Origin of the sequence: Brevibacterium zhoupengii (genome assembly GCF_021117425.1) — a bacterium.
GTDB lineage: Bacteria > Actinomycetota > Actinomycetes > Actinomycetales > Brevibacteriaceae > Brevibacterium > Brevibacterium zhoupengii.
Window position 1 is genome coordinate 1,753,010 of sequence record NZ_CP088298.1, and the last position, 19,931, is coordinate 1,772,940.

A 19,931-nucleotide genomic window follows, 5' to 3' on the forward strand; every position below is an offset into this window, starting at 1 on the left:
GGGCCTGGCTCAGGACAGGAGTTCGGTCAGCGTCTCTGCTTCCTCAGCGCACACGGCGCACCCTGCCAGATGCACATCCATGGGCACATCGCGGTAGCTCGGGTCGGCCAGTCTCTGCTCGACGAATTCGTCGATGCGCGCGAAGCACTCGTCACATGACAGGTACGGGTCCGTGTCCGTGAGCAGCCGGGCGATCACATCTGGGCTCAGCGGCTGGTGCGGGTCGGTCATGACGTCCTCCTGTCGGGGAGTGCCTCGAGGTGACCGGAGACGATGAGCGCCTCGCGCAGTCGTCTTCTGGCATCGTGGACATTCTTATACAGCGCATTGCGAGTGGTGCCCAGCCTTTGGGCCAGGACATCGATGGGCACATCGTCGACGAGCAAGGCGATCATGATCTGGCGCTGTCGCGGCGTCAGAGCTGTGGTCAATGCGTCGTGCACTGCCCGTCTCAGATCGCTGCCCTCGGCGCGGCTGGCTGGTCCATGATCGGCATCGACAAGCGGCAGAGTCTCCGAAAGTGTCACCTCGCGGTGGCGCCACGCCTGACGACGGACGGCAACTCCTGCCTGCAAAATGCCGAATTTGAACACCCAGGTGCTGAATCTGCTGCGCCCCTCGAACTCGCCGAGTCTGCGCAGCACCGCCAGATGAGCATCGTCGGCGGCCTGCTGAGCCAGATCCTCCAGGTCGCCTGATCCCGCACCAGCGAGTTGGTGCCGCAAGCGCCATACCTGCAGCCGGCTGGCCTTGACCAGCAGCTCGTGAAGTCTGCGCTGAGCCGCGAGCCGCTGCGATGTCTCTGGTCCTTCGACCTCGCCGAGGTGGAGGTGCCAGTTGTCATCGTGGGAAAAGTCAGCGACGGCGTCAGGTTCAGCATCGGATCCGGCGTCAGGGACAGAGATCGGTACATCACTCACTATCGTCATTGTGCCACCACCAGGCGAAGCAAAGAAGGGTCATAGTTCGTTGGTGTCAGGTGGGGGAGGAAGTCTTACCGCAATCGGCGAAGAATCTTCTGGGAAATAGTTTCCCTCGTTCGGGTAAGACGGGCATGAACCGAGGACACCAACTGAGTACAGGGGGCCAACAGGCATCCTCCGCTCATTCGTGAAGGGATACGCTCATGTCACACAAACTCGCCAACCCCGCAGGCACCGGATCAGGAGTCGGAGAAGGTGCTGGGAGACGTTTCGGGGCAGCTGGCCTCGGGTCCGGAGCCGGAACTGATCGTGCCTTCTTCCTGCTGCGCACCGTCTTCACCGTCGCCCCGATCCTGTTCGGCCTCGACAAATTCTTCGGCCTGCTCACGAACTGGGACAGCTACCTGGCACCGTGGATCGATGCGATCCTGCCGGGAACCGCGCATCAGGCCATGTTCGCCGTGGGCATCATCGAGATCGTCGCCGGCATCGTCGTCGCCGTGGCCCCGAAATTCGGGTCACTCTTGGTCGTGGCCTGGCTGGCCGGGATCATCGTCAACCTGCTCTCCATGGGGCAGTTCTTCGACATCGCGCTGCGTGACTTCGGACTGCTCGTCGCAGCACTGGCCCTAGCCGCACTCGCCTTCGACCGGCCCCAGAAGGTGAAGGCAGCCTGAGCGCGGGCGGACTAGGATCGGCAGTGGCCGTAACCACAAGCGAACCTGAGGACAGCGAGATGACACTGAGCCCGGAACTGACCACCCAACTCACCGCCTGGCGACGGGACTTCCACAGGTTCGCCGAGCCGGGATGGACGGAGTTCCGGACCACCTCGGCGATCATCACCGTCCTACGTGACCTGGGATGGGACACGGTGTTCGGTCCCGAACTCCACGACGCCGATGCCCGGCTCGGTGTTCCCGACGCCGAGGTGCTCGCAGGTGAACGCGATCGCGCGGTAGCGCAGGGGGCGGATCCGGAGCTGGTGACGGCGATGGGCGACGGGTTCACCGGGGTCCTCGGCGTGCTCGAGACCGGCCGGCCGGGTCCCGTCCTGTGCTTCCGCTTCGACATCGACTCGAACGACCTGGTCGAACTGGCCGACGACACCCATCGCCCCTTCGCCGAGGGATTCGCCTCCGTCAACGAGGGTGCCATGCACGGCTGCGGTCACGACGGCCACGCCGCCATCGGATTGGGCCTGGCCACGAGATTGACCCAGCTTCACGCTGAGTTGAGCGGGACCGTGAAGATCATCTTCCAACCCGCCGAGGAGGGTGTGCGCGGCGCTCATTCGATCGCGGCCGCCGGCTGGTTCGACGACGTGGACCTGTTCGTAGCGACGCATCTGAAGTCCGATGACGACAAGGGCAACGTGCTCACCGGGTCCGATGGGTACCTCGCCAGCACGAAGCTCGACGTCACCTTCACCGGCATCGGATCGCATGCCGGGGGAGACCCGGAGAAGGGGAAGAACGCGCTGCTCGCGGCCGCCTCGGCGACATTGAACCTGCATGCGATACCCCGGCACTCCGAGGGCGCCAGCCGGATCAACGTCGGCACCTTCCACGCTGGCGAGGGACGTAACGTGGTGCCCAGGACGGCGACGCTGCGGGTAGAGACTCGAGGCGAATCGAGCGAAATCAACTCGTATATGGATGACCGGGCGCGGGACGTCATCGCCGGTGCCGCGCGGATGTACGACGTCGACGTCGAGGTGACAGTCGTCGGTAAAGCCGACCAAGAATCGCCGAGCCCGGAGCTGCTGCCCTATATCCGTACCTGCTTCGAAGGCGTCGACGGCGTCGCCGAGATCAGCGACACCGGCGGACTGGGCGGATCCGAAGACGCGACGGCGATGATGAAGCGAGTCAAGGAACGCGGCGGCCTGGCTACCTACGTCCAGATCGGCATGGACACTTCGTGGGGCCACCACACCGAGCGCTTCGACGTCGACGAGGACATGCTCGCCGTCGGTGTTGAGGCCGAGACGAAGATTGCGCTGGGGGCGGGGGAGTTCCTGGAAGGACAGCATCCAGCCTCTTGCCGTACCCAGAACTGATCATTGTGGATACGACAAGAGACCGAGGAGAACCCAGAGCGCTGGAAACGCCGAGCCTGTCAGTCGAACATGATGATCTGACGCACTGCCTCTCCATCCGCGAGTCTGTCCAGAGCCGTATTGATCTCTGAGAGCTCGATCTTTCCTGAGATGAGTTCGTCAACTGGCAGAGTGCCCTCTCTCCACAGTTTTTCGTAGACCGGAATGTCCCGCGATGGAACAGCAGAACCGAGATATGAGCCGACGACGGTGCGAGCTTCGGCCGTGAAAGTGAGGGGAGGAAGGCTGGACCTGGCGTCCGGTGACGGGAGCCCGACAGTGACGGTTCGTCCACCGGCCGCAGTTGCCGCGAACGCGGTCTCGAATGCCTTCGGGTGTCCTGCTGCTTCAATCACGACGGGTGCTCTGACACCGTTTTCTGCCAGATCGGCTGGCGAGTAGACCTCGTCTGCGCCCAGTTCTGTCGCCCGGCTGAGCTTGTCGGGGTTGGCATCGACTCCGATGACTTTGCCCTTCTTCAATGACAGAGCCGTGATCAGAGCAGCCATTCCGACTCCTCCGAGTCCGACGACCATGATGGCCTCACCATCTCTCGGCTGGCCCGCGTTGAGAACGGCCCCGCCGCCTGTGAGAACTGCACAGCCGAGGACGGCGGCAATCTCAGGTGGCACATCATTGCCCACCGGTACGACCGATGTGCGATTGAGGACTGCGTACGTGGCGAAGCCTGAGACTCCGACGTGGTGGAAGATGGCGCCGCTGTCATCATGCAGACGCAGATGTTCACCGACCAAGTGACCCGAGTTATTCACCGCAGTCCCGGGAATGCACGGCAGTTTTCCGTCGGTCAGACAGTTGTCACATTCTCCGCAGCGAGGAAGGAAGACCGTGCTCACATGTTGGCCGACCTCAATGTCGGTGACGTTCTCTCCGAGCTTTTCGACGACTCCGGCGGATTCATGTCCGAGCAGCATCGGCGTGGGGCGAGGCCGGTTTCCGTCGACAACCGACAGATCGGAATGGCAGAGGCCAGCCGCAGTGATCTTGATGAGGACTTCGTCCGGACCCGGATCATCAAGCTCGATATCGCGTATCTCCAGCGGCTTTGTCCGAGCATATGGTCGTTCAGCGCCCATCTGGTTGAGCACCGCTCCCTGAATCTTCATGTTGACTCCTTCGTCCATGTCAGCAGTCTTGCCTGTTTCCACTTTTTCATGTCGACCGTCTTCCGTCGACGACTCGCAACCGATGCTTCGCACACTTGCGAGACACTGTCCTCAGCGTGAACTGAACTCAGAAAATATTTCACTAAACTTCGACGGTCACGATCTAAGGATAGATAAACACTGGGTAGAAGCGCAATAGATTGTGCAGGCAGTTTCGGTATTGACAATCATGGAAAGTGAAATATATTTGAAATCACCTGCAGTTCATCACAGTTCGACAGGTTGCAAGAACAAGAACGCCCGTCCGTGGATCGAAGGAGATTCGAATGACATCGGAAATGAAAGTTCATGTACTGGAGAGCGGAACCATGGAGGCCGATCTGACTTGGCTCCTCCTGGCACCCGGAAGAGTCATCAAACCCAGAGCGGAGAAAGATGCTCCGAGGGCATGGGGCAAGGTCCCGACTCACGCGATTCTCATCGACCATCCCGAAGGGAGGATTCTCTGGGACACAGGAGTTCCCCGTGATTGGCAGACGCGATGGGAGCCGACCACATTCGATCAGTTCTTCCCCGTTCTCGACGACCCAGAGGGCGATACCGGGTATCTGGACTCGAGCCTGAAGCAGTTGGAACTGACACCGGACGACATCGACATTCTGGTGCTGTCGCACCTGCACTTCGACCATGCGGCCAATGCGAAGATATTCGACAACGGCAAGACGAAGATCATGACCAGTCAGGCCGAGCTCGACGGGGTCGCATCAATCACCGGCTACAACAAGGGCGCTCACATCCCCGACGACTTCAAAGGCCTCGACATGGCCGGAATCAAGGGTGATGACGAGATCGTCCCCGGGGTCAGCGTGATCCAAACCCCCGGACACACGTGGGGCACCATGTCGCTCAAAGTCGACCTGCCCAATGATGGACCCAAGATCTTCACCTCCGATGCCGTGTACCTGGAAGACTCGTACGGTCCACCTGCGATCGGCGCCGCCATCGTCTGGAACAACCTTGCCTGGCTCGATTCCGTGGAGAAGCTGCGCAAGATCCAGCAGGAGACCGGTGCCGAGATGATCTTCGGACATGATGAGGAGCAGGCCAAGTCAATGAAGTTCGCGCCGAACGGGTACTACTCATGATCATCTATGACTTCAAATGCAGGGAAGGTCATCGGTTTGAAGCTGTGGTTGAGTCCATGGCATCTGAGAATCCGGACTGCGGCGCCTGTGGCGGTCGGAGCCAGCGAGTACCCTCACGGGTGAGAATCGGAAACTCCGCATCCGCTGGCTCCAGCCGGGACGATATGCCCAGGAGCTGGACAGGAATTGCCGGTGGTCATCCGGAAGCAGTTTCTCATTGGCGAAACAAGATGGAGAAGAGAGAGAAGCTGGAGGAGAAGTACCCCGAGCTCGGTGGTGACCGTCGTCCGATCCTGGCTCATGAGGGCATCTTCAACGGTCGCCCGCTTCGAGCAGGCGACGACATCGGCGCTGCCGTGAAAGACGCAACTCAGGCCGCGAAGTCGGTTGCCGGTGAATCGTCGTCTTCCGTTCGCTCCCCAGCTCCCGCCTCGGCGGTTGCCTCCTCCTCAGCGAAAGGCCAGTGATATGGAATCCACCAGGGGAAAACTGACAGTTCTCCAAACGATCGACAATCTGGAATTTCGAGAATACGAGGTGCCTGAGCCGGTCGAAGGCGGAATGGTCCTCAAGATGATCCGCGCCAATGTCTGCGGATCTGACGTCCACATTCGACACGGCAGCCATCCACTGGTCAGGGAAGGCTGCGCAATGGGGCACGAAGGAGTGGGACAGATAGATAAGCTCTCTCCCAGCGTCACGAGCGACTGGGCCGGAGAGCCGTTGACGGCCGGCGACCGAGTTGTGGCAACGTATTTCCAGGCGTGTCATCGCTGTCCCGAATGCAACAACGGGCACCCCAACATCTGTCGCAACGCCTACACCGGGTGGTCGACGCAGGCAGATGATGCCCAGCACTTCTACGGGACATTCGCGACCCACTATTCGATCGGTTCCCACCAGGCGGTGTACAAAGTACCGGATTCGGTGAGCAGCAAAGCGGTCTCCTCGGCCAACTGCGCACTGTCGCAGGTCTACTACGGCTGCCTTCTGGGCGAAGTGTCGTATGGGGACAAAGTCGTCATTCTTGGCGCTGGTGGCCTGGGCGTGTGCGCATCAGCAGTCGCGTCGAGCAAGGGTGCAGAGGTGTTCGTCGCCGAAATGGTGCCGGGACGGCTTGCCAAGGCGAAGGAGTTCGGTGCCCACCACACCATCGATCTCAGCGTCGCCGACGACGGCAACGGGCGAGTCGATCTCGTGCGTGAGGCAACCGGTGGGGGAGCCGACGTCGTCATCGACCTCACAGGCGTTCCCGATGCCTTCTCCGAATCTGCGCGGATCGCCAGAAGCGGTGGAATCGTCGTCGAGATCGGCAACATCTCACCGAATAAGTACACCCAGTTCGACCCGGGGCTGTTCACTCGCACGGGCGTGCAGATTCGTGCGGCGATACGGTACCCAGTCGAAGTGCTGGGCCGAGCAGTCAAATTCATCGAATCGACTCCTCAGTTCCCCTGGGAGTCGTTGGTCGATAAGGACTTCACCTTCGACCAGGTGAACGAAGCAGTAGCGGCGGCTGAAGCCAAACAGGTAACGCGTGCCGGAATAGTCATCTGAGCGACCTCCACAACTGAAGCGCGTTTTTGCTGCTGATCGACTTCCGCAGCCGCGAATCAATCCCGCCGGCCCCGAAGACGGTAACCGTTCCCGGGGCCGGCGGCACTCACACAGAAAGTGTAGAAATGAACCTCACCACAGCATTCATCGATGGAACCTCCGCGACACCAGCGGGAACCTACGACAACATCGATCCGGCAACCGGAGAATGCATCGGCACAGTTGTCAGAAGCGGCAAGGACACGATTGACTCTGCTGTCGGAGCGGCTCGTCGCGCGCAACCATCGTGGGCACGGACGAAGACTGAAGACCGCGCCGACCTCATGCATGCATTCGCCGATCTGATCCTCAGCCATGCCGATGAGCTGGCGAAGCTGGAGACGGAAGACACCGGAAAGCCACTGACCCAGTCGCGGACCGATGCCGTAGTCACCGCTCGTTACTTCAAGTTCTACGGTCGAACGATCGAAGCCTATTACGGTGACTACCTTCCCGTTGACGAGGGCTTCCACGCCTTCAGCAGGCGCCAACCTCTGGGAGTCTGCGGCAGCATTGTGGCGTGGAACTATCCCATGCAGCTGTTCGGGCGCGCAGTCGCACCAGCCGTCGTGACCGGCAATACCATCGTGCTCAAGCCCGCAGATGAAACGCCTCGGACAGCCGTCCGATTGGCCGAATTAGCATCAGAGGCAGGTTTCCCGCCCGGTGTGATCAACATCGTTCCCGGTATCGGCACCGAGGCGGGGCAAGCGTTGGCAGAGCACCCTGACCTTGACCACATCGGATTCGTCGGGTCCAACCCGGTGGGCAAGATCATCGCAGCCAGTGCCGCGGAGAACCTCATACCTGCCACCCTCGAGCTGGGCGGAAAGTCTCCCCACATCGTATTCCCGGATGCGGACCTGGACACTGTCGCCAGCTTCATCACCAAAGGCATCCTTCAGAACGCGGGGCAGACGTGCTCTGCCGGTTCGCGCCTGATCGTCCATAAGTCGATCGCTGAGGAACTCTATGCCAAGTTGGCGAAGAAGTTCGAGGCCACGAGCATCGGATCCGGCATGGACGACATGGACCTCGGACCGCTGGTGTCGACGAAGCAGCAGAACCGTGTCAAGACTTTCGTTGAGGAGGCAGAGGGCGAGTTGATCGTCGGCGGGGGTATCCCTCAGGACCGACCAGTCGGTGCGTATTACTCGCCGACGATCATCGCTCGAGTCGATCCATCGTCAAAGATTGCCAACGAAGAGGTCTTCGGACCGGTGCTCGTCACCATGGAGTTCGACAGTGAGGACGAAGCTGTCGGAATCGCCAATGGGACCGACTATGCGCTCATGGCCGCAGTTTGGACAAACGACGTATCACGAGCGCACCGCATGGCATTGGCTGTCGAAGCAGGACAGGTCTACGTCAATGCATTCGGAGCGGGCGGGGGAGTGGAATATCCCTTCGGCGGGTTCAAGAAATCCGGGCACGGACGAGAGAAGGGCTATGAGGCGCTTGACGGGTACACAGCCACGAAGACCGTGATCATGAAGCTGTAGACTGACGTGGCACAGCGGCAGGACACTCTTAGAAAATAGAGTTCGTCCGTCGCTCATTTTCCATCAGTCAACGCCGACTCACTGTCCGTACCGGTTTACAGGGATCAGAATGCCGCTTATTTTCAATGACGATGACAAACTTGGGACTCTGGCCTACGGCTCGCGATCAAACTACGTTGCCGCCGAGATCCGAGAACTCATCGTCTCCGGCATTCTGATCCCGCGTGAACATCTGCGCATTGATGAAGTCGCGGAGTTCTTCAAGGTCTCAGCGACCCCGGTCCGCGAAGCACTGCATCTGCTTCATGCCGAAGGCCTCATCGATCGGTCAGCCGGGAGCGGATTCCGGGTCCACCCTCTGACCGGGCAAGACATTGAAGACATCTTCTTGGCGCATTCGTTCGTCGCCGGAGAGTTGGCGGCGCGAGCGGTGCCGAACATTACAGCGGACGACATGAGGGAGCTGCGAGCGATCAATCATGACACTCTTGCCCTCATCGAGCGCGATCAATTGAACAGGCTCAATGAGGTCAACATGGGGTTTCACCAGCTGATCAATCGCGCGGCGAATTCGCCACGACTGAAATGGCTGACGTCGTTCTACCTGAAGTACATGCCGCAGAGACGATACGGACTGATCAGCAGGTGGCCTGAGATCACCGCGAACAGCCAAAAGAATCTGATTGCAGCGTTACATGATTCCGACGTTGACGCAGCCAGAACAGCTGCGGAAAACAACGTGTTGAACGCTGGACGAGCTCTCGCAATGCACTTCTCGGAGAAGGTGCGTGATTCGCAGCAGAATTCCGAGGACGACGCCGAAGACCCAACGTCGAGCGCGGGCGGCGGCGGTGACGAAAACACCATCCGATAAACTCATGTGAATGTCGAGAATTACGTGCCCTGACCTGAGTTCGAAAGTCGTCACCGCGGACAAAGCGGCTGTTCACATCGGTCACGGCGACCGCGTCGCCATGAGCGGGTTCACCGGTTCGGGGTACCCGAAATCTGTGCCCGGGGCGATTGCCGAGCAGGCTCGTCGCGAACACGACGAAGGTCGCGATTTCGGCATCGAACTGTGGACCGGTGCCTCGACCGCACCAGAACTCGACGGAGTGCTCGCCGAGGCGGGAGCCGTGAGCAAGCGACTGCCATTCCAGTCGGACCCGGCAATGCGAAAATCGATCAACGCCGGCGACACCGAATACGTCGACACACACCTCAGCCATTCGGCCCAGCAGGCCTGGTTCGGCTTCTACGGCAACCTCGACGTCGCCGTCGTCGAAGTCGCAGCGATCCTGCCCAACGGTCTGCTGGTTCCCGGCAGCTCGGTGGGCAACTCGAAGACCTGGCTCGACCTGGCCGACAAGGTCATTCTCGAGGTCAACGACTGGCACCCGCGCTCCTACGAAGGCTTCCACGACGTCTACTACGGCACCCGCCGCCCACCCGAGCGTCTGCCCATCCAACTGCTGGAACCGATGCAGCGCATCGGCGACCCCTACCTGCGCGTGGATCCATCCAAGGTCGTTGCCGTCGTTGAGACGAACGCCCCTGACCGGAACCTGCCGTTCAAAGCAGCCGACGAGGATTCGAAGGCGATTGCCGCCCACCTCGTGGACTTCCTGCGCCACGAGATCACAGCCGACAGACTGCCACCCGAACTGCTGCCGCTGCAGTCGGGCGTCGGCAATGTCGCCAACGCCGTGATGGGCAACCTGGCCGACAGCGAATTCGAAGGCCTGACCGCCTACACGGAGGTCATCCAGGACGGGATGCTCGACCTTATCGACAACGGGAAACTCGCCTCCGTCTCGGCGACAGCCTTCTCACTCTCGGCCGAGCGGGCCGCGGACTTCAACGAGAACATCGAGTCCTACAAGGGGCGCATCCTCCTGCGCACGCAGGAGATGTCGAACCATCCGGAGGCCATCCGCCGCCTCGGCGTCATTGCGATCAACGGAATGGTCGAGGCCGATATCTACGGCAATGTGAACTCCACCCACGTCATGGGCTCGTCGATCATCAACGGCATCGGCGGATCCGGCGACTTCGCCCGCAACGCCTACCTCAACTTCTTCGTGTCGAACTCGGTGGCCAAGGATGGTGCGATCTCGTCGATCGTGCCCTTCGCCAGCCACATCGACCACACCGAACACGACACTCAGATCCTCGTCACCGAGCAGGGACTGGCCGATCTGCGCGGACTTTCCCCGGTGGCCCGAGCCCGCAAGATCATCGCCAACTGTGCGCACCCGGACTACAGGGACCGCCTCGGCGATTATCTGGATCGGGCGATCGCAGAGAATCCGAACGGACGGCACACCCCGCATCTGCTGGGCGAGGCTCTGTCTTGGCATGGGAATTTCCAGGCCAACGGGAGTATGTGACGTCTGCCTGTGCGGTTGCCCGATTCAGGGTGCCGAACTATTCGTCGATCCCGCACCACCTATTCGTCGATCCCGCACCATTCGGCGATGAAGAGAGCCATGGACTTCGTGCACCTGCGCACTGATTCGATGCTCACGCGCTCGTCGAATCCGTGGATGCTCTCCGAGACGGGGCCGTAGACCAGCGTCGGCATCTGGCCGTAGTTGATGAAGACCCGACCGTCGAGATAGCCGGGAGTGGTGAAACTGGTGAGCTCGGCGCCGAAGGCTTGCTGGTGAGTGCGTTCGAGCAGCTCTTCGGCATCGCTGCCGGGCTCGAGGACGTAGCCGTCGGCGTAGAACCCGTTGGGAGTCAGGACAGTTTCAAAGGTCGGGTGTGAACGCGCTCCGGCATCACTCACGCACTTTTCGACCTCGGCCCAGGCATCATCGGCGTTCGTTCCGGGATAGGTGGCCACGCGGACCTGGAGTTCGCACCAGGCAGGCACGCTCGAGGGCCAGTCGCCGCCGCGGATCTCCCCGAAGTTGAAATTGATGGGATGGTCGAGATCCTCGAAATACGGATGCTCGGCCTTGCGGTCATTCCAGGTCTGTTCAAGCACGCGCAGAGCCTGCATCACATTGAACGCGGCATCGATGGCGTTGAAGCCGTTGGCCATCTCGCGCGGGTGAGTGGGGTTGCCGGTGACCCGGACCGTGAACCAGAGGACCCCCACATTGGCTCTGACCAGGGCATCTTCCTCAGGCTCAGAGATGATGACCGCGTCCGCGGTGTATCCGCGCAACAGAGCGGCCAAGGATCCGTTTCCGGTGCATTCCTCTTCGACGACTGACTGGAGGTGAACACGACCGGTGAGGTCGAAGCCGGCTTTACGGATGGCATCGAAGGCGAACAGGTTCGCGACGAGCCCTGCCTTCATATCTCCGGCACCGCGGCCATACATCCAACCATCGGCCACCTCGGCGTCCCACGGAGAACGAGACCATTTCTCCTCCGGTCCCTGCGGCACGACATCGATGTGGCCGTTGAGGATCAGGGACTTCCCGACGTCCTGGGTGGGCTGGTACGTGCCGACGACATTGGTCATCCCTGTGTAGTCGACGGTGGAGGGGCCGAAGCCCGGGTGTGCCTTCAGCTCGGGGGAGTCGATGGCCCACCGGTCGGTGTCAAGGCCGAGCCTGTGCAGGTGGGACTCGATCAGATCCTGTGCCGGTTCCTCATGTTCACGTTTGGACGGCGAGTTCACCAGCTCGGCGGTCGCCGCCAGCTGTTCGTCGAATTGGGCGTCGACTGCCGCGAGGATTCGTTGTTGTGCGTCCTTGGTGATCATCGGTTCTCCTTCGAGCGCTGCTCGTTCAGGTTTCGGGTGCTGATTCGAGACTAGGGGAGCGCGGGTAGATGGTCATTGGACGAATGTCTCGGCTTTGAGCATCGAGATGTGCATTTGAACCTCCGAGCCGGACAGCGTCGATCAGCACCACTAGGTGTCTTGGGTCAAGATCAGCGCGATCGCGGCATCACGGGGAATGGTCACGTCCAGACCAGTGATGTCGTGGAAGGACTGCAGACGTTTGAACACGGTGTTCCTATGGACATAGAGCGAGTCAGCTGCCTCCTGAACCGAACCGTTTTCCAGGTAGGCGGCGATGGTTGCGGCCAGACGCTTCAACCTCCCGTTGAGCCCTTCGCCCACCGAGGTGGCAAAATCGCCGAGCAGTTCATGCTCGAAGCCGCTGATGCGAGTCTCCACCGCAGTGCGGACGATGGCGGCGAATCCTTCCTTCAACGTGACCGCAGAGCGACCCGGATGAAGCTCGCCGAGGTGTTTGGCCAGTGCCGCTGCCCGTGACACCTGCCCCAATCCGTCGATCTTCGAGATGTATCCGCCTGCGAGTTCGGGCAGTTCGTCGACCAGGGTGATCAGCTTGCGCCGATGTCGGAACAGATAGGTCATCTGTTCGTCTTCGTAGGAATGCGCCTCGAGGGCCGGGAAGCTCTCCTCCAGATCGTCGGTTACGACATCGGTGGGAAGTGCAATGAGTTCGAATTCACCGTCGCCTCTCATGCCAAGCACATTGGCGATGGCACTGATGTCGTCATCGTCGGCGTGACCGGAGAACAGTTTTGTCAGAGCACGTTCGCGGGCGGTTCTGCGCGAACGCGCCATTTCCCCCGTCTCGTTGAGAAAGGACTGCTGCACTTCTGTCGCATATCTTTCCACCACGTCGAGGACGCGTTCCCCGTAGTCCATGAGCACCCCGGTGAGATCTGGTTGCGCGGCCCGATGGAGTGCTCGCCATAGCACCCGAAAGTTGATGCGCACAGCCTCAGTGAATTGATCGACTCGCAGGCCCTGCCTGGCACGTCGTCGTCCCAGAGCATCTGGAAGGGACGATTCGTCGGCCGTATGTTCAGCGGTTGAGAGTCGACGGAGGAAAAGGTCGAAGACCTGCTCAGCGGTGCCGGTGAGATCGGAGACGGGAACACGACCGTGGTTGTAGCCTTCATGCTGAGTAAGTTCGGCAATGAAGTCGTTGAGAAGCTGCGGGGTGTCCTGTCGCACTCGCTCGAGGAGTTCATGCCAAAGCGGATCGTTCATACTGCATTGTTGCATCGAGGGACTCAAGCCTGGTGAGTTGAGGGACCTGGCCGAGACGAACGGACGCCTGGTCAGGGAGTTCACGGTGTCAGCACCCTCGACAGGTCAGGACTCACCTCGTGAGAATCGTCGGCACCGCTGCGACCACCCAAGCCAATCCGGGACCGATGAGGCACATGAGGCCGGCATATCCGATCATCTGCTTGTAGTAGCGGTCACGGATCGTTGAGTGCACATTGGCCAGCAGCATGGCACCGTTGGTCGAGAACGGGCTGATGTCGACGATGGTTGCCGCGATCGCCAGCGCGGCAACGAAGCCTCCCACGTGGACGTCGCCTGATTCGAGAAACGGCACGGCCAGGGCGATGACGACGCCGATGATCGCCAAGGATGACGCCAGTGCAGAGATGAGGCCTGACATGTAGAAGAGCAGCAGGGCAGCCAGCAGAGGGATGCCGATCGCCGAGATCCCGGCGGAAACCCACTCGACAGTGCCCGCGGCTTGGAGAACCGAAATGTAGGTGAGCACCCCGGTGATGAGGATGACGACCGACCAGGACACCTTGGTCATCGCGGCCTTGCCCGCTGCCGGGTTGATGAAGGTGAGCACGATGGCGATCGTGATCGTCACGATCCCGACATCCCAGCTGAAGATCAGCACGGACAGTGCCATGGCGATCAGCCCGATCAGGGTCGGAACCTGGCTTCGCGTCAAGCGGATGGTGTCGGTTTCGACTGCGGAGGTCCCGGTTTCGGGACTCTTGGTTTCGGCGGACAAGGCGTCGTCCGCCTCGGCGCGCAATCCGGGTCGACGATGCAGGACGAAGTAGACGACGAGAGCGAAGACCAGGTTGAAGATCAGCGGCGCCAAGAACAACGACAACGGGGTCGGAGTCAGGCCATTCTTGGCGAGGTAGTCGTTGATGAAGATGCCATAGACGCTGATGGGGGAGAAGGCGCCGGCCAATGTGCCGTGGACGACGAGGAGGCCGACCATGAACTGATTGATCCGATGCTTACGCGCGAACGACAATGCCAGCGGGGCGATGATGGCCACGGCGAAGAGTGCGCCCAGTGCGATCAGAATCGCGGTGAGGGCGAAGAAGATCCACGGCATGAGCGAGGTCCGGCCGCCGACGAGCCTGACGCACCAATGGACGATGACCTCGATGACGCCGTTGTTCTGAGCAAACCCGAACAGATAAGTCAGGCCCACGAGCGTGAGGAACAAGTCGACAGGGAATCCGGCGAGGAATTCCTCCGGCGCTTGGTGGAGGACGAGTCCGCCGACCCCTGCCGCAGCAACAAAGCCCAGCAGGCCCATGTTGATGTCGCGCCAGGTGCCGATAACAAACATCAGTCCGAGGACGATCACGCAGATCAGTTCAGCACTCATGGGAGCAGCGTCTCCTTCATCTTCACAATTGCGATTGCCGGCGTCACGTTATTGCGCGACACGGTTGTGCCGGGTGTCTTTTGCGGCGGGCGCAGTTGCAGCGTGGCTGGCTGCGACCGGGTGCGGTTGCAGCGTGGCTGCAGATGAAACCGCACGTCACACGCTCCTCAACCTAAACGAAATCTCACTTACTGACCGCGCTATCTCGCAATGTAGGCGGTGGTGGGGTGACTTCGGTTCGGCTCTCGAGGCGGCATACGTAGTGGATAGCTGTTGCAGAAATCTATCCAATCCGGACAGTGCGCTGGATCACCAGATCATTAGAGTTTCACTCAGCCGCATCATCGCCCGCCACCAGCTGTAACGCTGCAGGGCACCGACATCGCCCGATACCGCCCGCGACCTACTGACATTGCCGACGCTTCCGACAATTCCTGACTCTGCTGACACCCATGAAAGTTGAGGATCTCCATGCACATCGATGTGATTGCACCCAGCCACGCCGAGGTACTCCGCGCGGCTGACAGCATCGTCGCCGCATTTGCCGCCACCGATACACATGCATACTTCGCGGCTTTTGCACCCGACGCCACATTCATCTTCCATCCCGAGAACCACCGTTTGGACTCGCGTGCAGAGTACGAGGAGACCTGGAACTCATGGATAGCCGAGGGCTGGTCAGTCGCCGACTGCGTCTCCTCAGCCAGGCTTTCGCAGACTTTCCCGGGTGGAGCGGTCTTCTCTCACACCGTCGATACGACGGTGACGACGTCGGACGGCACGGAATCGTACCGGGAACGTGAGAGCATCATCTTCCGCCACCTCGGCGACGGAAATCTCCTAGCAATCCACGAGCACCTGTCGACTGTCCCCGACTCTGCACCCGCGGATACGTTGGCTGACACAGGGTCCAATGTTGCTGAACCCATCGTCGCGGAGGCGGTGGCGCAGTGAACTGGTACCGCAGGCTCGAATCGCGACTGGAATCCGGAAGCGACGACTCCGGAGTCATCCGCGGCCACTTGGGCACCAGACGAATGTTCATGATCTGGTTGGCAGCCAACCTCGTCGTGACCACGATGCTCACAGGAACGCTTTTCGTTCCAGGCATCGACTACGGCACTTCAGTCATCGTCATCATCGCAGGCACGATCATCGGCACAATCGTGCTCACTCTGATCGGGAACATCGGCACCCGGACTGGCCTGGCCACCATGGCGATCACCAGAGGGGCGTTCGGGCCGAAGGGCAGCTATCTGCCTGTCGCCGCCAACGTCATCATCCTCATGGGCTGGAGCTGGGTTCAGGCCATGCTCGCCGGCATCAGCGTCAATTTCGTCGTCGCGCAGACAACTGGATTCTCTAACCCCATCCTGTTCTCAGTTCTGTGCCAGGCATTGGTCGTCGGGCTGGCCATTCTCGGGCATGAGGGCATCGAGAAGGCTGAACCCTGGTTCGCGCTCCTCATTCTGCTGGTGATGGCCTATGTCTTCGTCGTTGCTTTCACCGGGCACTCGCCGAGCGAATACACTGCGATTCAGGCCGATCCGAGCTTGGAATTCACCCCAGTCCTCGCGCTCGACATCGTCATCTCGACGGCGATCTCGTGGACCGTGCTCTCTGGTGATCTCAACCGCTTGGCCAAGAGCCAGAAGTCAGGAATCATCGGTTCCGGTCTCGGCTACATCGCCTCCACGGTGCTCGCCATGGTTCTCGGCCTCACAGCTTTCAGCTACATCCTCCTCGACGGCAAGGACGCGGCTCCCTTCGATCCGACCGTGCTGGCCGAAGAATTCGGCTGGGCGTTGGCGATCGTCATCTTCTTGTCCGTGATGGCGACAAACACGATGGTCGTCTACGGAATGGTCAACTCGGTCGTGGGCGCACAGAGCCGGACGAAGCTGAAGTTCCTGCCAGTGGCGTTGATCCTCGGGCTCGTATCAATCCTCGGCTCGACCTGGCTGGCGTTGCTCGACCAGTACACGGACTTCCTCACAATGATCGGTGCCTTCTTCGTTCCGGTGTTCGCGATTCTCATCGTCGACTACTACATCATCAAGCGGAGGACCTATACGAGGGATATCTTGCGTGATGCGGGTGGAATCTACGCCTACACGCGCGGAGTGAACTGGGCAGCTGTTCTCGTGTGGGTATTTGGAGCCCTGGTGTCGTACCTGCTTACCTATGCCTTCCCGAGCCCGGTGGGTGCGACCATACCGTCGTTCCTCGCTTCCTTCCTGTTGTATCTGGGGCTGTCGTGGCGTTCACGGAACAGATTCGCCGAGGTTGCCGGCGGTCATCTGTCCGATTCCAAAGGGTGAAGCGAGGGCAGATCAATTGGGATCGTGGTTTCGCGTGAATGATCTCGTGTCAGTGCCGTTTGAGAGTATTGAACAACGAACAGATCATGCGAATGGCAAGACACCTCTACCGAGTCAGAAGATTTCTTTAGAATAGGTCTATACAAATAAGATTCGAATACGATAGAATATAAACATCATTTAATTCAGTCAGTGTTCTACTCACTCTTCCCGACGATGACGTACGAGGCAGGTGACACACGATGAAAAGCGCATCCTCAACCAACAGCGAGCAGCACCGCGAAAAAGGTAAAAAGGCCGGCTCCGCTGGCAATGACGCCGGCGAGAATGCTGGCAATGACGCCGGCGAGAATGCTGATAAGAACGAGACGCCCCGTTACAGCGTTCGCTACGAGTCCAGTGTCACCAATCTCGGCAGTGCATCTGCAGAGTATGACCAAGCGCAGCTGAAGGTCTACGAGCTCAGCGCCGGAGTCATACTCGAGCAGGTCATCCAGCACTGCGGCACAGACGTTCCCGAAGGGGATGACCCTTATACGTTCGCCACGATTGCCAGCTCAGTTGAGCGATGCAAAGAATCTTCAGGCACAGACAAGGGAAAAGGCACCGAATATCTGGTGACGGCGAGCGATCTTGCCTGGAATATTTCACCGTTGGGTGATCGTGACTTCGACCAAAGCTGCACGGACCTCGTGGTCGTTTCCGATACATCGTCTGCGGTCATGGCCTATGACGCCGAGTTCGCGAAGAAGGTGCGTACGCCCGAGGCCGAACCTGAGCCCGAGACCATTGAGCCTCCTGACTTTCCTGGCTTCGAAGCAGACACCGACTTCTCGCGTTGGATCCACGACCAGGTGTTCACCGAGGACATCGCCGAGATCTCCGCGATCTTCGGAACATCCACTCCGCGCACCTATCGCCGCCTGACTGCGGCGATGACCGTCATTCACGGACTCCCACGGTTCGCCGACCGTGTTCGCGAGGGAGAATTCACGCAGGCTCACGTCGATGCCGCCGCCGACCTGTGCCAGACGGTTGCCATGCGGTTCCTGCCTCAACTTGACGAGTATCTTTCCGTCAGGCGGGCAGACGTGACGAGCGAGTACTTCCGAACTGCTCTGCGTAAGAAGATTCAGCTTCTCGAGCCTGCAACAGACCGGGCCGAAACAGCTGCACGTCGGCGCCGAGTTGATGTCGATACCTTCAAAGACGGAACCGCATGCATGTCGTTGACAGGGCCGGCCGCCGAGGTGAATGCGAGCTTCCAGCGCATCCAGGCCATGGCGAGGGCAATTCATGCGGGGAATACCAATACGTTCAATCTGGCGCCCGGTGTGGAAATCATCGACGAGCGCACCATCAGCAATCTCATGTTCGACATCGCCACCCGCCCTCAGCCGAAGCTCGGTATCAAGGTGAATAGGATCGACCCGGTGACTGGAATCCAGGCCACCTCCGAATCCTCACTTCTCGATGACAATGGGATTCCGCTGTTCGACTTCGACGACCAGGGTGTCAGCGGGCTGACGAAGTGTGCGAAAGGCACTGAGCCATCACCTGAGCGTGGAACAGCCTTTGCTCCTGGTAAACCACAGCAAGACGAAGTCGCGGAATATGACATAACGGTCGGCATGCCCACCGACCAGTGGTGGTTGGCGAACCAAGCGGCCGTCGTGGTTACGGTTCCGTATCTGACGTTGAGCGGCGAATCGGAGCTTCCGGGCACACTGACAGACGGTTCTCCGGTGCCAGCAGAAACCGCACGGCGCATCGGCGCTCGTTCGAAGACGATGACGAGAGTGCTGACGGATCCGGCGACTGGTACTCCCGTCGACGCGAAAGCAACGACTTACCGGATTCCCAACGATGTGCGGAAGACGCTCATTGCAAAATGGGCCATCTGCACAGTACCGGGGTGCAGCCGAAGAGCAGAGAAGTCAGAGATCGACCACATCATTCCCTTCGACCATGATCACCCTGACCGGGGCGGCCTCACTCGATTCACCAATCTGCATCCGCTGTGCAAGAAGCATCATGCGGTGAAGACTGCGCGAAACTACTCGGTGCGAATGCCGAAATCTGGCCTTGTCGAATACGAATTCTCCCATGGTGTGACCGCCGGTGTTACGGCTCCAGACCAACCTGTCGATGCTGCTCAAGCACTTGAGCTCTATGCACTATCGGGAATCAGTCCAAAAAGGTGGCGGCTCCCCGCAGAAATGGTTCCTCCGCCACCGAACATTCTTGAGCTCACGCCCGGCGAGACGACGATTCGAAAACGTGACGAGGAAAAGCAGCGCGAACGAGAACGGGCAGACCATCAGCGACGTCTGCAGGAGAACTATGACCTCGCAAAGGCCAAGCGCCGACAATTGATGGTCGATCGGATGCAGGATTGGGACAATGCAGTATTCCAGCTCTGCCTGCCGCCCGGGGCGGATCCTGTGACCATGAAGCGCCTACCTCGGGGTCGTCGCAGAGGCTATCCGCGCTCCAGGGCGAAGAAGGGGCCCGATGGTTGGTCTTCGAAGAGCGAGTACATGCGAATGAGCAGAGCATGGCAAGCCGCACGTGTGCAGTGGGAACATGACAACGCGAATGACCCGCCACCATTCTGATCCTCGCGGCACTGATCTGAGCCCCCAACTGTTTTGTTTGAACTTCGCTTCACTGATCTGAATTTCACCGGATCGGACTGAACGGCTGGCAGAAGCCAGGGACCACCTCGGCGGTTCCTGGCTTCTGCTGTCTGGTCTGTGCGGCCCGGCGACGGTCAGTTATGGGACTCTCACGGGACGCATAGCTGTGTTTGCTACTGTCACACTGACGA

General features: G+C 60.1%; 17 protein-coding genes. 11 read left to right on the forward strand and 6 right to left on the reverse strand.

The genetic code is table 11. The annotated features are described in order from the left end of the window. Positions 1-9 precede the first annotated feature (9 nt). Both LQ788_RS07945 and LQ788_RS07950 read right to left on the reverse strand, forming a co-directional pair. Positions 10-231 carry a hypothetical protein gene (locus tag LQ788_RS07945; protein WP_096160876.1) on the reverse strand — a complete coding sequence of 74 codons (222 nt, stop codon included), beginning with the start codon at positions 229-231 and terminating at the stop codon, positions 10-12. Further along, entirely contained in the window at positions 228-929 is a 702-nt protein-coding gene (locus LQ788_RS07950) for an RNA polymerase sigma factor (RefSeq protein WP_231446512.1), read from the reverse strand. The genes LQ788_RS07945 and LQ788_RS07950 overlap by 4 nt, the downstream gene beginning before the upstream one ends. Positions 930-1,126: 197 nt before the next feature. On the opposite strand from LQ788_RS07950, the gene LQ788_RS07955 reads away from it, so the two are divergent. Continuing rightward, complete coding sequence (locus tag LQ788_RS07955) at positions 1,127-1,600, forward strand: hypothetical protein (protein WP_231446514.1); 474 nt, start codon at positions 1,127-1,129, stop codon at positions 1,598-1,600. 23 nt (positions 1,601-1,623) lie between these two features. Continuing rightward, the gene (locus tag LQ788_RS07960) at positions 1,624-2,985 is read left to right on the forward strand and encodes an amidohydrolase (RefSeq protein WP_231446516.1); all 1,362 of its coding nucleotides are present in this window, start codon (positions 1,624-1,626) and stop codon (positions 2,983-2,985) included. Positions 2,986-3,044: 59 nt separating this feature from the next. Here the strand turns inward: LQ788_RS07960 and LQ788_RS07965 are convergent, their stop codons facing one another. After that, positions 3,045-4,151 carry an alcohol dehydrogenase catalytic domain-containing protein gene (locus LQ788_RS07965; protein WP_231446518.1) on the reverse strand — a complete coding sequence of 369 codons (1,107 nt, stop codon included), beginning with the start codon at positions 4,149-4,151 and terminating at the stop codon, positions 3,045-3,047. A gap of 338 nt (positions 4,152-4,489) precedes the next feature. Between LQ788_RS07965 and LQ788_RS07970 the strand changes: the two genes are divergently transcribed. From LQ788_RS07970 to LQ788_RS07995, 6 genes are all read left to right on the forward strand, one after another. Beyond that, a complete protein-coding gene (locus tag LQ788_RS07970) occupies positions 4,490-5,296 on the forward strand; it encodes an N-acyl homoserine lactonase family protein (protein ID WP_231446520.1) in 807 nt (268 codons plus the stop codon). A gap of 230 nt (positions 5,297-5,526) precedes the next feature. Next, the gene (locus tag LQ788_RS07975) at positions 5,527-5,763 is read left to right on the forward strand and encodes a hypothetical protein (protein WP_231446522.1); all 237 of its coding nucleotides are present in this window, start codon (positions 5,527-5,529) and stop codon (positions 5,761-5,763) included. A 1-nt stretch (position 5,764) separates the two neighbouring features. Beyond that, the gene (locus LQ788_RS07980; RefSeq protein ID WP_231446524.1) at positions 5,765-6,853 is read left to right on the forward strand and encodes a zinc-binding dehydrogenase; all 1,089 of its coding nucleotides are present in this window, start codon (positions 5,765-5,767) and stop codon (positions 6,851-6,853) included. 125 nt (positions 6,854-6,978) lie between these two features. Beyond that, positions 6,979-8,394 carry an aldehyde dehydrogenase family protein gene (locus tag LQ788_RS07985; protein WP_231446525.1) on the forward strand — a complete coding sequence of 472 codons (1,416 nt, stop codon included), beginning with the start codon at positions 6,979-6,981 and terminating at the stop codon, positions 8,392-8,394. A gap of 109 nt (positions 8,395-8,503) precedes the next feature. After that, a complete protein-coding gene (locus LQ788_RS07990; protein ID WP_231446527.1) occupies positions 8,504-9,268 on the forward strand; it encodes a GntR family transcriptional regulator in 765 nt (254 codons plus the stop codon). Between the two features lie 10 nt (positions 9,269-9,278). After that, a complete protein-coding gene (locus LQ788_RS07995; RefSeq protein ID WP_231446529.1) occupies positions 9,279-10,784 on the forward strand; it encodes an acetyl-CoA hydrolase/transferase family protein in 1,506 nt (501 codons plus the stop codon). A gap of 59 nt (positions 10,785-10,843) precedes the next feature. Here the strand turns inward: LQ788_RS07995 and LQ788_RS08000 are convergent, their stop codons facing one another. From LQ788_RS08000 to LQ788_RS08010, 3 genes are all read right to left on the reverse strand, one after another. Further along, positions 10,844-12,115 (reverse strand): ArgE/DapE family deacylase, encoded by a 1,272-nt coding sequence (locus LQ788_RS08000; RefSeq protein WP_231446531.1) that lies wholly within the window; start codon positions 12,113-12,115, stop codon positions 10,844-10,846. A 150-nt stretch (positions 12,116-12,265) separates the two neighbouring features. Beyond that, complete coding sequence (locus tag LQ788_RS08005; RefSeq protein ID WP_231446532.1) at positions 12,266-13,384, reverse strand: helix-turn-helix domain-containing protein; 1,119 nt, start codon at positions 13,382-13,384, stop codon at positions 12,266-12,268. A gap of 112 nt (positions 13,385-13,496) precedes the next feature. Beyond that, entirely contained in the window at positions 13,497-14,780 is a 1,284-nt protein-coding gene (locus LQ788_RS08010; protein WP_231446534.1) for an SLC13 family permease, read from the reverse strand. Positions 14,781-15,251: 471 nt separating this feature from the next. Here LQ788_RS08010 and LQ788_RS08015 point away from each other — a divergent pair, with 471 nt between their 5' ends. The 3 genes from LQ788_RS08015 (at position 15,252) to LQ788_RS08025 (ending at position 19,719) form a co-directional block, all read left to right on the forward strand. Beyond that, positions 15,252-15,734 carry a YybH family protein gene (locus LQ788_RS08015; RefSeq protein WP_231446536.1) on the forward strand — a complete coding sequence of 161 codons (483 nt, stop codon included), beginning with the start codon at positions 15,252-15,254 and terminating at the stop codon, positions 15,732-15,734. After that, positions 15,731-17,101, forward strand: coding sequence for a purine-cytosine permease family protein (locus LQ788_RS08020; RefSeq protein WP_231446538.1), 1,371 nt, complete (start codon positions 15,731-15,733; stop codon positions 17,099-17,101). The genes LQ788_RS08015 and LQ788_RS08020 overlap by 4 nt, the downstream gene beginning before the upstream one ends. A gap of 242 nt (positions 17,102-17,343) precedes the next feature. Continuing rightward, positions 17,344-19,719, forward strand: a complete 2,376-nt coding sequence (locus LQ788_RS08025) for an HNH endonuclease signature motif containing protein (RefSeq protein ID WP_231446540.1) — start codon at positions 17,344-17,346, stop codon at positions 19,717-19,719. Positions 19,720-19,931 lie beyond the last annotated feature (212 nt).

Bases quoted from the DNA above. Each gene is read 5' to 3' on its own strand.
- LQ788_RS07970 (WP_231446520.1), top strand. From the start codon at position 4,490: ATGAAAGTTCATGTACTGGAGAGCGGAACCATGGAGGCCGATCTGACT.
- LQ788_RS08000 (WP_231446531.1), bottom strand. From the start codon at position 12,115: ATGATCACCAAGGACGCACAACAACGAATCCTCGCGGCAGTCGACGCC.
- LQ788_RS08010 (WP_231446534.1), bottom strand. From the start codon at position 14,780: ATGAGTGCTGAACTGATCTGCGTGATCGTCCTCGGACTGATGTTTGTT.
- LQ788_RS07945 (WP_096160876.1), bottom strand. From the start codon at position 231: ATGACCGACCCGCACCAGCCGCTGAGCCCAGATGTGATCGCCCGGCTG.
- LQ788_RS07975 (WP_231446522.1), top strand. From the start codon at position 5,527: ATGGAGAAGAGAGAGAAGCTGGAGGAGAAGTACCCCGAGCTCGGTGGT.
- LQ788_RS08025 (WP_231446540.1), top strand. From the start codon at position 17,344: ATGAAAAGCGCATCCTCAACCAACAGCGAGCAGCACCGCGAAAAAGGT.
- LQ788_RS07950 (WP_231446512.1), bottom strand. From the start codon at position 929: ATGACGATAGTGAGTGATGTACCGATCTCTGTCCCTGACGCCGGATCC.
- LQ788_RS07995 (WP_231446529.1), top strand. From the start codon at position 9,279: ATGTCGAGAATTACGTGCCCTGACCTGAGTTCGAAAGTCGTCACCGCG.
- LQ788_RS07955 (WP_231446514.1), top strand. From the start codon at position 1,127: ATGTCACACAAACTCGCCAACCCCGCAGGCACCGGATCAGGAGTCGGA.
- LQ788_RS07990 (WP_231446527.1), top strand. From the start codon at position 8,504: ATGCCGCTTATTTTCAATGACGATGACAAACTTGGGACTCTGGCCTAC.
- LQ788_RS08015 (WP_231446536.1), top strand. From the start codon at position 15,252: ATGCACATCGATGTGATTGCACCCAGCCACGCCGAGGTACTCCGCGCG.
- LQ788_RS07985 (WP_231446525.1), top strand. From the start codon at position 6,979: ATGAACCTCACCACAGCATTCATCGATGGAACCTCCGCGACACCAGCG.
- LQ788_RS07980 (WP_231446524.1), top strand. From the start codon at position 5,765: ATGGAATCCACCAGGGGAAAACTGACAGTTCTCCAAACGATCGACAAT.
- LQ788_RS08005 (WP_231446532.1), bottom strand. From the start codon at position 13,384: ATGAACGATCCGCTTTGGCATGAACTCCTCGAGCGAGTGCGACAGGAC.
- LQ788_RS07965 (WP_231446518.1), bottom strand. From the start codon at position 4,151: ATGAAGATTCAGGGAGCGGTGCTCAACCAGATGGGCGCTGAACGACCA.